This window comes from Acinetobacter sp. Ac_5812 (assembly GCF_013072695.1).
Classification (GTDB): domain Bacteria; phylum Pseudomonadota; class Gammaproteobacteria; order Pseudomonadales; family Moraxellaceae; genus Acinetobacter.
In genome coordinates, this window is the sequence record NZ_LXUK01000024.1 from 1 (window position 1) to 14213 (window position 14213).

Consider the following 14213-nt stretch of genomic DNA (forward strand, 5'->3'; position numbering starts at 1 on the left):
CGTGTCACAACGGAAGTCGGTACATTAAATACCCGAGTGACCAATGAAGTTGGGACCTTAAATACCCGTATTGATGGTGTTGATACCACGATTGCAGGGATTGATGGACGAGTGACTACCAATAGCAATGATATTGCGACGTTAGATGGTCGTGTCACAACGGAAGTCGGTACATTAAATACCCGAATTGGTAATGAAGTAGCAGGCTTAAATACTCGTGTGACCAATGAAGTTGGGACACTTAATACGCGGATTGATGGTGTTGATACCACAATTGCAGGTATTGATGGACGAGTAACAGTCAATACTAATGATATCGTTGCCTTACAAAATGGTTTAGGCAATGTTTCTGCAAGTGCAGTGATTTATGACAGTGCGGCTAAAGATACGGTTACTTTACAAGGTACATCTGGGACAAAGATTACCAATCTGCAAGATGCAACTTTAGATGTAAACTCTAAAGATGCAGTAACGGGTAAACAGCTACATGCAACTAATAATAGCATTACAGCATTGGATGGACGAGTTACAACTGAGGTAGGAACTTTAAATACTCGTGTAACCAATGAAGTCGGGACACTCAATACCCGTATTGATGGTGTTGATACAACAATTGTAGGGCTTGACGGACGTGTTACCAGCAATAGTAATGATATCGTGACACTCGATGGCCGTGTCACAACTGAAGTGGGAACATTGAATACGCGTATTGGCAATGAAGTAGTAGGCTTAAATACTCGTGTAACCAATGAAGTTGGGACACTCAATACGCGGATTGATGGTGTTGATACAACGATAGCTAGTATTGATGGGCGAGTAACAAACAATACCAATGATATCGTTGCCTTACAGAATGGTTTAGGTAATGTTTCAACAAGTGCAGTGATTTATGACAGTGCAACTAAAGATACGGTGACTTTGCAAGGTACATCTGGGACGAAGATTACTAATCTGAGAGATGCAACTTTAGATGCAAACTCTAAAGATGCTGTGACGGGTAAACAGTTACATATGACCAACATCAATGTCACAACATTGAGTGATCGAGTGACAACAGAGGTAGGGAATCTAAATACAGCATTAACCGCAGGTTTGTCCAATACATTAACCGATGCTAAATCTTATACTGATCAACAAGCGACGACGACCTTAACCACGTCGAAAGGTTATACAGACCAACAAGCTGTGATTCTCGACGGAAAGATTACAACCAGTGCGAATACTATCAACGCACGTATTGATGGAGTAGATACTCGTATTGGTACGGAAGTTGCGACTTTAGATGGTAAAATCACAGCCAATACAACAGCCATTAGCACTTTAGATGGGCGTGTGACAACAGAGGTAGGGAATCTAAATACAGCATTAACTGCAGGTTTGTCCAATACATTAACCGATGCTAAATCTTATACTGATCAACAAGCGACGACGACCTTAACCACGTCGAAAGGTTATACAGACCAACAAGCTGTGATTCTGGACGGAAAGATTACAACCAGTGCGAATACCATCAACACACGTATTGATGGAGTAGATACCCGTATTGGTACAGAAGTTGCGACTTTAGATGGTAAAATCACAGCTAATACAACAGCCATTAGCACTTTAGATGGACGAGTTACAACAGAGGTAGGGAATCTAAATACAGCATTAACCGCAGGTTTGTCCAATACATTAACCGATGCTAAATCTTATGCTGATCAACAAGCGACGACGAGCTTAACGACATCGAAAGGTTATACAGATCAACAAGCTGTGATTCTGGACGGAAAGATTACAACCAGTGCAAATACCATCAACACACGTATTGATGGAGTAGATACCCGTATTGGTACAGAAGTTGCGACGTTGGACGGTAAAATCACAGCTAATACAACAGCCATTGGTCAAAATGCCTCAGCCATTAGTGCTCTAGATGGCCGAGTTACAATCAATACGAATGATATCGCTGCATTACAAAATGGTTTAGGTAATGTTTCTGCAAGTGCAGTGATTTATGACAGTACCGCTAAAGATATGGTTACTTTGCAAGGCACATCTGGGACGAAAATTACCAATCTGAAAGATGCAACTTTATCAGCTACATCAACAGATGCTGTGACTGGTAGACAGCTACATACAGTAGATGGTCGTATAACCAGTGAAGTTGATACTTTAAACACTCGTATTGGTTATGAGGTTTCGGGTTTAGATGGCAAAATAATGACCAATACAAATACGATAAATACCCGTATTGATGGAGTAGATACTCGAATTGGCACCGAAGTCGCTACTCTAGACAATAAGATTGGTCAAAACACAACGGCGATTGGAAAAAATGCTATAGCAGTCAGTACATTGGATAGTCGAGTTACAACTGAAGTTGGTACTTTAAATACGCGTATTGATGGTGTGGATACGACAGTTGCGAGTATTGATGGTCGAGTCACAACCAATACCAATGATATCGCGGCCTTACAAAATGGTTTAGGTAATGTTTCTGCAAGTGCAGTGATTTATGACAGTGCTGCTAAAGATGCGGTGACCTTACAGGGTGCGACTGGGACGAAAATTACTAATCTGAAAGATGCAACTTTATCAGCTACATCAACTGATGCTGTGACAGGTAGACAATTACATGCGGTCGATGGTCGTATAACAACGGAAGTCGGTACATTAAATACGCGAATTGGCAATGAAGTGACAAGTTTAAATACGCGTATTGATACAACTAATACTACATTCGTTCAGACATTGGGAGGTGGCGCATTATGGAGTAATGGTGTATTCACAGCGCCAACTTTTAGCATTCAAGGGCAAGTGAAAAATACGGTGAGTGATGCCTTCGTCGCCGTTGATCAACAGTTAGGTACAATTAAAACCTCAGTATCAGATTTAAAAACACATACAGAGCAACAAGCTGTATCTAACTTAAATGATGCAAAAAATTATACAGACCAACAAACCACAACAGCATTGAATAATGCAAAAAATTATACCGATCAGCAGACCACTACAACCTTAAATGATGCAAAAACCTATGCTGATCAAAAGGCAGCTGATGGCAAAGCTTATACAGATCAGCAAACAGTATCGGCTCTAAATAATGCAAAAACCTATGCTGACCAAAAAGCAGCTGATGGTAAAGCCTATACCGATCAGCAAACCACCTCTGTACTCAATGATGCAAAAAGTTATGCAGATCAGAAAGCAGCCTCTTCTTTAAGTGGTGCGAAAGATTATACCGACCAACAAACAGCATCTACACTTTCGACGGCAAATGGCTATACCGATAGTAAAATTGCAGACGTACAAACTCAATTAACAGCCAGTAATCAGTTTGTTCAAGTACATGGCACGGTAGATGCTCAGGCAGCTTCTGCAACAGGTGAAAACTCGGTGGCGATTGGAGCGAATACAGTGGTGACAGGTGATCGTTCAACTGCGGTAGGTGTGGGCAATCAAGTTTCAGGCAATGGTTCAGGTGCTTTTGGTGACCCTAATATTGTATCTGGAAATGGCAGTTATGTTATGGGGAATGACAATAAAGTCACGTCCGATAATACGTTTGTACTGGGCAATAATGTCAATACAGACGCTAAAAATGCCGTCGTCTTAGGTAATGATTCGGAGTCGAAGCGTGACAATACAGTTTCGGTCGGTGCGAAGGGTAAAGAACGTCAGGTGATTCATGTAGCCGATGCAACTGAAGATACGGATGCTGTTAATTATAAACAGTTAAAGGCAACAGCAAGTTCTGCAAATAGTTACACCAATGAACGAGTGAACGCCCTAAACAGTGCATTCCAAGATTATCGTATGGAAACTGAACAACGCTTCCAAAAGGTAGACGAACGTTTTAATCGCCAAGGGGCGATGACTGCTGCAATGATGAATATGGCAAGCAGCGCTTCGAGTGTGAAGGGGCAAAATCGAGTGGGTGTTGGCGCTGGTTTTCAGGGACAGGAACAGGCCGTTTCGATTGGTTATCAACGCATAATTAACGAAAACACCTCACTTACCATTGGCGGTGCATTCACTAAAGAGGAGAGTTCTGGAGGTGTTGGTGTTGGCTTTGGTTGGTAAAATAATTTAAGCAGTCGTAAAGGAAAACCCATTCATTTTGAATGGGTTTTCTCAATTTATAGGCTTAGTTGGTTTTCATTTCTAAGACCAGTTGATTGATTAGATCAGCTGCTTCCAACTCTCTTATTTGTGCAACATTACTGCCCGCCCAAAAAGCGCCATAACTAAAATCATGTTGTGCGCTTGCGAAAGACATGAGTTGTTTAGCTAAATCATAGGTATATGGATAAGCAGGGACTTTGGGACGATTGGGTGAATCAATCTGTGTATGCCAAGTACCGAGTAAGCCCCGTGCAGGTCGACCAGACAGACTTGCACTGATTTGAGTAATATTTTGGCTAAATAGAGCTTTACGGTAGGCTGCATTTGCGCTTGAACTTTTACATTGTACAAATGCTGTACCTAATTGCACCGCAGCAGCTCCTAATTTCAGTATGGTTCTAGCCTGCTCGCCATTCATAATGCCACCTGCGGCAATCACAGGGAGAGTACAATGTTGAGTGATCAAGGACACTAAATCAGCTGTCTTTATTGCAGCATCAAAATGTTGATTGAAAATACCACGATGCCCACCGGCCTCAATGCCTTGCGCGATAATGATATCAATGCCAGCGGCTTCAATGGCTTGGGCTTCAAGTAAATTGGTCGCAGAGACCATTGTGATAATCCCCGCATCTTTGAGTGCTTGAATTTGATGGGGGTGTGGAATCCCAAAATGAAAACTCACCGCTTTGGGGCTGGTTTCAAGTACCACATGCAGATAGTCATCATTGTCTAAAAAGCTGGGATAAATGCAATTCAGGTGTGTGGGGGGGGCTGCTTTAAACTTCTCAAATTGAGGACGAATATAATCAATCCAATGTTGTGCCGTTTCAGGATTCAAAGCTTCTGATTGATGACAAAAGAAATTCACTTGAAAGGGCTGATCTGTTAACGATTGAGTTTTTAAAATCTGGGCTTTAGCTGCTTCTGGCGTATTTGCACCAAGACCTAAGGAACCTAATGCACCTTGATTAGAAACTTCTGCGGCAAGTTCTGGTGTTGAAACACCTGCCATTGGTGCAAGTAAAATCGGATGTTTTATTTCTAATAATTGTAAAATTGACATGATGCTTTACTCATTCCATTTTTAACCACCTTAACGTAAAAACAAAAAGGCTTGCAAATAATAATCGCTATTTACTTGTTGAATATAGAGGTTATTTTTATATTAAAAAATTAGCTTTCTATATAGGTGTGACATTAAACAGAGAGCCGACCCAACTCGAAAATGCCATTGCCAAGACGCCCCATAACGTAATACGTAAACTACCTTTTAACATTGAGGTACGGGCAAAGTAACTGGATAAAGCACCTAATAAGGCTAATGAAATAACACCCGTGATCAAGACTGAGCGTGCGACCCATGTGCTTGGACTGAGTAAAATCGCGAGCATGGGGAGGGCAGCGCCACATGAGAATGAGGCTGCTGAGGACAAAGCTGCTTGAACTGGGTTGGCTGCGGTATTTTCGTGAATCCCAATTTCATCTCGTGCATGTGCACCAAGTGCATCATGTTCGGTGAGTTGCTTGGCAACTTCGTGTGCAAGTTCGGGATTTAAACCCCGTGAAATATAAATCTGAGTCAGTTCTTTTAATTCAGCATGCGGATTTTTTTCTAGTTCTCTAGCCTCAAATCGGAGATCCGATTTTTCAATGTCTTCTTGAGATTTGACCGAAATGTATTCGCCAGCTGCCATTGAGGTGGCACCAGAGATGAGTCCTGCGATACAGGTAATCAATAAGGTATGAGAACTTGCACCACTTGCAGCCATACCCATAATTAAACTGGTAACGGAAATAATGCCATCATTGGCACCTAAAACAGCGGCTCTCAGCCAGCCAGAACGTTGTATCACATGCGGTTCTGCATGTTGGGAATAGGACATAATCTTGCTCTTTTAGATTGAGTGAATTTCATTATTTATAAAAGTGAATGTAGCGAATATTTGTAAAATTCTATTGATGATTCATAAACTTAATCTATTATAAAATAACTTATTTTAACGATAGCATAACGATGATTTGGTTATAATATGTGAATAATTTAACACTTTAACTTTAGATTACATTGACTTTTTATTGTCTATATTCTGAGTATTTTTAGTTGAGATCTGCGATGAACAATTCCAAAAATAAGCTGCTGAGTCATACACTATTAATTTTAGGTCTTATCTTACCAGTTCAACATGCATTCAGTGCTGACTCTGATTTTGTTAAAGAAGGGGATGCGGCATATAAACCAGGTAATCCAATTTATGATCGTTGGGACAAGTTTTATAAAATTGAACAAAGCCAGCCAGTAGAAGCTGAGAAAATCTTGCTTGAATTAGGTCAACTCACTCCACAAGATATCAAAGTCTGGAAAAGTTTGACCTACTTGCAGATTCGTTTAAATAAGCAAGACGAGGCAATTCAGAGTGTTCGCAAAGCTGAGCAGCTTGAACCAGAAGATGATCTACTGAAATTACAAGAAGCGTATTTGTTAAATCAGCAAAAAAGCAACAAAGAAGCCTTAGTGATTTTTAAGAATTTATCAACCTCATCCGACGCTGAAATTGCTGCAAAAGCACAACAAGCAGTGCAAAACCTGAGCGGGTCATTTGTTCCCTCGACTTTTAAAGATGTGTATTTTGCCCCGTCTTATGAGTCACGTTATGACGATTTCATTTTTCCCTTAAAAATGCGTTATGGTAAGAATCTTGATAATGGTCGGGCACAAGTCTATGGCTTTGTGAATCTAAACCGTGACACCAAATCTAAAGGCGGCGTACGTCCAGAAATTATTGATGAGAATGCAGTGACAATTGGTGTAGGAGCAAATTACCAGCCTTGGCAATCGATTCCGATCCGTGCATATTTAGAAGTGGGTGGTAGCTATGATCTGATTGACCGTAATCGGGATAAATTCCGGGAAAGTGTGGTGGGGGGTGTCACTGGCTATCAAGAATGGTATGCAAACCCAGCGATTGAGCAGCGTACGATTTGGAATGATTACTTTACCGATCTGTATGGCAATGTGGCGAGTTACTCACGTGAAGACTATAATGTGATTGCTGATTTACGATTGCGTTCAGGTTTTAATGTATATCGCGGTGAAGCTGGTACCGTACAAGCTTATGGCAAACTGCATACTTTGGCAGATTCTAAAGGCGAAAATTACAATAATTTATTTGAATATGGTGCAGGCGTTGCTTGGCAGCCGTTTAACTATGTTCCAGTAAAACTAAGAGTTGAACGACTATATGGACATTACTTTAAAGATGCTTTAGCAGATGGCACTGAAAACTATAACAACACACGTACTGAACTGGTTTTTTATAAGAGTTTTTAACTATGAAAAAAATGATATCGATTGTGTTTGGAACACGACCTGAACTGATTAAATTAGCACCTGTGATTTTAGAAGCTCAACAGGACTCTCGTTTTCAGGTCGAAGTTATTTTCACAGGTCAGCATGATGAGTTAGTTCGTGATGCAATTGAATTCTTTCAAATAAAAATTGATCATCGTTTAAAAATGATGAATGCAGGTCAAAGTCTCAATCAATTATTAATACAAGGGCTAAATCAGTTAGAAGGTGTTTTTAATGATGGGCAACAGCGCGATGCGATTATCATTCAAGGGGATACCACAACTGTTTTAGCTGCTGGATTAGTCGCGTTTTCTATGAAAATTCCAGTCGCTCATGTTGAAGCAGGTTTACGTTCTTATGATTTAGAGCATCCATTTCCAGAAGAAGGCAATCGCCAACTGGTTTCAAGAATTACTCGATGGCATTTTGCACCGACTGAGCAGTCCAAACAGAATCTATTGCAGGAGCATATTGCTACTGATGCAATTACAGTAACTGGTAATACTGTGGTAGATGCAGTTTATTTAGGTCGAGAACTGATTCAGTGTAAAGGAGCTGAACAAAATTATTTACAGCAACATGCTTTGAATTTTCCCACCGATGCACGAGTGGTCTTAATTACGGCCCATCGTCGTGAAAATTTTGGTGAAGGCATTCAAAACATCTGTAATGCCGTTCAGCATCTAGCACAGAAATATAATGATGTGCATTTTGTGTGGCCTGTACACTTAAATCCTGCTGTACATGATCTTGTCCATGCTAAGTTTGATGGACAACCTCAAATACATTTGGTTAAACCACTTGACTACCCAAGTTTACTGGCTGTGATTGATCGGGCTACTTTTATTTTAACGGATTCTGGTGGTTTACAAGAGGAAAGCCCTTCATTTAATAAGCCTGTACTGATCTTAAGAGAGACAACAGAGCGGCCTGAAGTAGTGCAGGTAGGTGCTGGGATATTAGTTGGGACGGATCAAGAAAAAATCGTAGCAGAAGCCGAGAAATTATTATCTGATCAAGCACATTACGAGCTGATGGCTAATGTTCCTAATCCCTTTGGAGATGGTAAAGCCTCACAACGTATTTTAGACCAAATTGCAGATGGTTAGTCTCGTGATTGATTAGCTGTATTTGAGTTTATACCACAATGCGACTGCATAAACTGTCATACGGTTCATATAATGTGGACCGTCAAAAATATACACTTTTTGTCCTTCGTAGGCTTTCAGTTGTTGCATGATTTCCCACGGGTAGGCGGAGCGAAACTTTCCGCCTTTAATGGGACGAAAAGCTTCTAATACAATCACAATATTGTCCCTACCAAATTCTTTTTGAAGATCTTCTAGCACGATACGGGCTTGTTGAGGTGAACGCGTTCCAACGCCAACACCATCTTGGAAGAATACACCTGTGTGGCTGGGTAACCAGCTTTTTAACCAGGAATCTAAATGTTCAGGTGCTTGTTCGCCACTATAGATACTGATCCAAAGAGGTTTAGGTAAGGTTCGGATGGCTTTGGCAAGATCATCTACACAGATCCATGTTGGATCGGCTTCTACAGGGAAGTAATAGCCTTTGAGTGGAATGAATCTGGTGTGTTCAATGATCTTTTTTGACTTTTCAGCAAGTTGAAGGACATGAGAGCGAGCCAGTTTTTCATCATATTCTCCTGCTAAACCAAGCAAAATTTGTTGAGCCCATGCTTTTTGCTGGAGTTGTTTTAGATTAATGTTTTTATCCCATTTTTCTAAACCCATGTCATGATCAAACCATGATTTAGATTGAACCACAGACCATTGCGGCACAAAAGTAGAAACACCAAGTAAGTCCCAATCGCCTGACGGTGGCGTTGTAGCTAAGTCAGGTTGCCAGAACATACCTTCAATTTGTGGAGGTTGTACATCTGTTTTGAGATGATGAATACAACCTCCTAAAAATAACAGGGCTGATAAAGCAAGCGTGATTAAGGTTGTGGATTTAGTCAGCCTTATTTTTAGCATTTGGTCTTTTTCGCCAGTACCAGAGCAAAATTGCAAGAATCATGATAGCAGAGATTATAACGACCAAGATAAAGAATGATGATTGCTTAACAAGAGGAGCTTTCTGGTTGCCGACCATAATCTTTTGTAATATGAAGACCTGACCACTTTCAGTCACCAATATCTTGCTGGCATTATTGGGGATATTTTGTTGAACCTTTTCCCAAAGCTTGGTGAAATTTTGAGCACCTTGCATCGAGTCAGTAATAATATCAAAGCGTTGATCATGGAAACTGACCAAGAAGCCATTTACAGTCGCAGGTGGGTAAAGTGTGCTTTGGTGCATTAATACCTGTTGGCGATAGATATTGGGGTTGACCTGTACATTGAGAAGTTCGGGTTTTGCTGGATCAAGTTTGACTAGATTGAGTGGAATTGGATCATTGGTCATCAGCATTTTTTTAGCCACTTGGCTGACGATCATCGCGATTTCTAAGCTTCCTGCATTGCTATCAATAGCAATGGTTGGGTGGGTTGCAAAAGTCATTGATAAGGATGCAACCCCATTTTTGAGTTTATGTGGGAGTTTCACTGTCGACTTTTGTGTATCAATCCAGAGTGAACCTTTTGCGGTTGGTAAACACTGTGAATTTACAATGACCGAATTTTCGAGCTTCAAATTGAAGGTTGTATTATTTGAAATGGTTTTGGCAAAGTAGTTGAATTGTCGATTCACTGGGTCTGAATCTAAATTGGCTGTTTTTAAGCTTCCAGCAAAGCCGCCATCAATCCATGTAGTAATATTTGAGCCTTCCAATAAACCACTTTGCACACGCAATGCAATTTGACCTTGTAAAATATCCGTTGGCTGCCAAACCGCGGGGAAGTTGAGGAAGAGATTTTTTTCAGCTTGGTTCAAGCGGAAATCACTAATACCTAAATCAGCAAGGGTATGAATTTGTTTGATTTTAGCCCAATTTGGTGCTGCAAGCTTATTGGGAAGAAAGGTTGCTGAGGTATTCAGTTGTTGTAAATAGTCTGAATTGAGTAAGCCGTTAATTGCAGAGGTCAGTTTTTCTGGTTGGTCATATTGAATTTGTAAGGTTGGAATATCATTTGCAGTGCTAATTTGCACTAAAGTCCCTTTGGGTAAAGGACTGGCTGATTTTACAATTTCAATATAAAAGTTGGCTGCCTGCTCCGTTGGTGCATTTTGTTCATACCATTGGATAGGCGTGACCGAACCCCATGCACTGATCAAACGCCCTAACATTGAAGCTTCATTGACATTTGCGGGATTATATTTCAAGACTCCAACAAATGGTGTTGGACGGACAACCTGTGGGTTAAATAACGCATCAGGCAAATCTTTTAAGCGATAAACGGGGCGGTGGCGTGTATATTCAATTTTAGAATTGCTTAAATAAGTCACCTGATCGACATCTTCACTACAGAAGGTTGTGCGGTCAGCAGCAGGCGAGGTATTTGGCGAATATTGCTGTAAAATAAAATCTAAACGATGAAAACCGTTTGGAGTTGCGGGAATGTCGAAGCTTAATGTACCGTCGCCATTTAAGGTGGTGTTGTAGATCAGCTTGTCATCAAATTTGACGAGTAAAGTGGTGAAATGCTCTGTGGAGTAATCGCTAGTAAAACGGATGTTCTGCCATTCAGAGCCTTTGCCTACATAAAAGAAGTGCGGTTCAATGGTATATTTATTGGACGTGTTGATGTTGTCAAAGGTCCATGTATTTAAGGTATCCGCAGATGTGAATACGGGCAAGGAGAATACGACACTTGCAAGCATAGCTTTTAAAAATGGATGATGTAAGGTTTTATTTTTCATTTATTTTTTCTCCTTGCTACGCTCAGTTTTATACCACTGCAATGAATTTCCTTGGATCTTATTTTTGAGCATGTCATAAGCCGCTTTAAACACGATAAATAAGAACACTTGTGAATACGTTACGTAAGATAAGACCGCGAAGAAATATAGTTGAGGTTTGGCTCTTTCTAAAGATAAGGTGAACCACATTTGTGCGACATATAAACAGAAGGATAGGCCCCAAAGTAGGGTAAATGGACCAGGAACGGTAATTCCTGCAATACCCAGTAAACCTAAAGTTAAGGTGACATGACTCCAGATCAGTGCAGGTACAAACAGTACATAACACATGATGTTGTTAAAAATTTCGATGCCGATCGGGAACGGTTTTCGAAGTGCGATCGGTAAATATTTACTGGTAACGTAGAAATTTCCTTGTGTCCAGCGTGAACGTTGTTTTACAAATACACTTAGAGAAGGAGGGTCTTGTTGCCAACCAACCGCGTAGGGTACCCATTTAATCCGTCTTTGCCCGAGGAAAATTCTAAAGCTCATCTCGGTATCATCAACCAAAGATTTTTCATCAAAACCACCCAGCGTTTCTAGAGCATCACGCCAGATTACATAATTGGTTCCCATTAAGGTCGACAGTTCAAAACGCTGCCAACGGCCACCTTGGAAAATCCATTGGAAGAAAATAAACTCAATCGCAATAAAACGGGTCAAAATACTGTCGCGCCAGTTACGGGTACGGACTTTACCATTCACTGCGACTAATTTTTTATCGGCCAGTAAGGTCTGGGCTAATAAACGGACACAGTCAGGTTCAGGCGTACTGTCAGCATCATAGACGACGATCAATTCTCCCGTGGCATGCGGTAAACCATTATTGAGAGTACGTGACTTACCTTTTCCTCCCATGCCTTTCGGCACATTAACAATTTTAATGCAAGGATAAATGGCCGCCATTCTTTCCGCAATTTCTAGTGTATTGTCTTTTGAACCATCATTAATCAGTAGCACTTCATAGGCATGGGCAGGATAGTCCTGTTGTGCAATCGCATGCAAAGTATCTTCGATGACCACACCTTCGTTATAGGCTGGAATCAAGACACTTAATACGGGCCATCGTTCAGGAACAGGCAGATTTTCTAGCTCTTTGGCAGCATTTTTAGAATATTTCCATGCTTGGAAACTTAACCAAGCCCAGAAGGCTTGAGGAATCCAAATGCCTAAAAAGCCAAATAAGAAAAGAATATCAATTGCGGGCATTTATTCTTCTCCTACGAATGATAGAAATAATCAAGATCAGGAGTAATCCGCCGCCAAGTAATAAAGAAATCCAGGAAATTGAGCTACCAAAGGTACTAAGTAAACTCGGATAATGTGCTGAATAGATATAATCCAGTGGAATGACCACTGTACTTAGCCCAATCAAAATATAGCCAAATAAACTGGTTTCAACTCCATCCATACTGCTGTTAAATTGTGTGCGATTCAGATCCCATGAGATCCCTAGTTTTGGATACTCAATGGTATTTACGGGCATTCCAAGTGGTGGGTTAATTACCACTTGATAACCTGAGCTTTGTGAAGGATCGGTAATAGCTTGATAAAAATAGTGCTGATGGTGTTGAATTTTTCGCGCTGGAATACGTAATTCATCGGGGAGGTCTGATTGAATAATATAACTACCAGCGGGTTGAGCAATCAGGTTTTCATCCCAACCCGTTTCAATCAATGCCGCTAAGGGACGTAGGCCAATGGCAGTTGAGAAAGTTGCTTTAGCGGCAAAATACTTTGCATGAGCCATTTGATAGAAGGCAACAGGAATAGCACCCTCATTCACCGCTTTTTTAATTTTATAATATTTAACCGCGCTAAAATATTCATTGGGTAAAATCACACCTGGTTTGATGCCTTGTTCAACCAATTGTTTAAAGCTTTCGGAGTCCAACTGATCAGATGTGAACACAGGCCACCATGTCGCAGGTTGAGGAAAGAATTCAGCAACTGTTTGAGGTGTTTGAATTTGAGTACTGAGATCCGTTTTTGCTGTTTCGATCTGACAGTGATAGTACTGCTGATAAAATTGCTGCAAGGTTGTATCTGGGAAGTGGCTGGTTGCAACCAGTACACCACAAATATTCAGTAAGACAGACATCAGTGCACCTCTCGATTGGAAGGTGTTAAGTATTCAGTATGTTGCTCGATATGCAGTTTGAGTACAGTCAGTTCCTGCAGGTCTTGAATAAAGCGTGGATAGATTTGATTTTCGTCACTACTAGGTTCGTGAATCACAATACTTTTAATTTCACTGAGTTCTTCGTTAATAAAGTGGTAAATGACGCTATCTCGCTCAGTGGATAAGATGTCCATAATTTTATTTTGAGTCTCTTTCCAAACATCTTCACCCAGCATTTCACGAATCAGCAGGGTATTGTTGATATGCGTGGTAATGATTTTATAGTGATCTTTATGGGTGAGCTGCAATAGCTTTTTTAATTCGCCTTGGAAATGTGCTAAGGCAGTGAGTGGTAAAATATCGTGTTGATAGTTGCGATCATAACTCTGAATGTCGCGGAAGCTCTTTAGCGCATTTTGAATATTATGGCGTATTGCACTTAAAAAGATTGGTGTAATTGGCAGCACAAACAATAATAGCAGTTGACGTTCGACATAAGTTTGATTGGCAAGGTCAAGGAAAAAATAGACAGCAACACCAACAAATGTGACGAGCCCGAGAACTAAGGCCATACCAACATTTAAAAAAGCCCCTGAAATTAACAAAATAAGTAAAAACACCCAGCTTCCGCGATAACTTGCTGGCAACCACTCGTACGCAACGATGCCCATAAAAATTTGAGCTGAGATAATCCACAAGACGAGTGCTGGAGCCGGATTTTTTTGCATAATAATTTTAGTTTTAATAAATGTCTTTTGTGAAGAA

General features: G+C 40.6%; 10 protein-coding genes. 3 read left to right on the forward strand and 7 right to left on the reverse strand.

From position 1 onward, the window contains the following. A partial coding sequence (locus A7P55_RS18495; RefSeq protein ID WP_171553305.1) for a YadA-like family protein occupies window positions 1-4065 on the forward strand: 4065 nt, incomplete at its 5' end. Between the two features lie 64 nt (window positions 4066-4129). On the opposite strand, the gene A7P55_RS18500 is transcribed toward A7P55_RS18495, so the two are convergent. Further along, window positions 4130-5173: a nitronate monooxygenase gene (locus A7P55_RS18500; protein WP_171553306.1), complete on the reverse strand. Its 1044-nt coding sequence runs from the start codon at window positions 5171-5173 to the stop codon at window positions 4130-4132. A 118-nt stretch (window positions 5174-5291) separates the two neighbouring features. Continuing rightward, window positions 5292-5993, reverse strand: a complete 702-nt coding sequence (locus A7P55_RS18505; RefSeq protein WP_171553307.1) for a VIT family protein — start codon at window positions 5991-5993, stop codon at window positions 5292-5294. Window positions 5994-6223: 230 nt separating this feature from the next. On the opposite strand from A7P55_RS18505, the gene A7P55_RS18510 reads away from it, so the two are divergent. After that, window positions 6224-7438 carry a hypothetical protein gene (locus tag A7P55_RS18510; RefSeq protein WP_216078109.1) on the forward strand — a complete coding sequence of 405 codons (1215 nt, stop codon included), beginning with the start codon at window positions 6224-6226 and terminating at the stop codon, window positions 7436-7438. Between the two features lie 2 nt (window positions 7439-7440). Further along, complete coding sequence (gene wecB, locus A7P55_RS18515; protein ID WP_171553308.1) at window positions 7441-8568, forward strand: UDP-N-acetylglucosamine 2-epimerase (non-hydrolyzing); 1128 nt, start codon at window positions 7441-7443, stop codon at window positions 8566-8568. Window positions 8569-8580: 12 nt separating this feature from the next. Here the strand turns inward: wecB and A7P55_RS18520 are convergent, their stop codons facing one another. From A7P55_RS18520 to A7P55_RS18540, 5 genes are read right to left on the reverse strand one after another with little or no spacing between them, the layout of a single operon-like run. Further along, window positions 8581-9459 carry a hypothetical protein gene (locus A7P55_RS18520; protein WP_171553309.1) on the reverse strand — a complete coding sequence of 293 codons (879 nt, stop codon included), beginning with the start codon at window positions 9457-9459 and terminating at the stop codon, window positions 8581-8583. Beyond that, the gene (locus tag A7P55_RS18525) at window positions 9437-11284 is read right to left on the reverse strand and encodes a hypothetical protein (RefSeq protein ID WP_171553310.1); all 1848 of its coding nucleotides are present in this window, start codon (window positions 11282-11284) and stop codon (window positions 9437-9439) included. Before A7P55_RS18525 ends, A7P55_RS18520 begins: the two co-directional genes overlap by 23 nt. Further along, on the reverse strand, window positions 11285-12535 hold the full coding sequence (locus tag A7P55_RS18530) for a glycosyltransferase (RefSeq protein ID WP_171553311.1): 1251 nt from the start codon (window positions 12533-12535) through the stop codon (window positions 11285-11287). Beyond that, entirely contained in the window at window positions 12522-13427 is a 906-nt protein-coding gene (locus A7P55_RS18535) for a hypothetical protein (RefSeq protein ID WP_171553312.1), read from the reverse strand. Before A7P55_RS18535 ends, A7P55_RS18530 begins: the two co-directional genes overlap by 14 nt. Then, window positions 13427-14176: a hypothetical protein gene (locus A7P55_RS18540; protein ID WP_216078110.1), complete on the reverse strand. Its 750-nt coding sequence runs from the start codon at window positions 14174-14176 to the stop codon at window positions 13427-13429. Before A7P55_RS18540 ends, A7P55_RS18535 begins: the two co-directional genes overlap by 1 nt. Window positions 14177-14213: the final 37 nt, after the last annotated feature.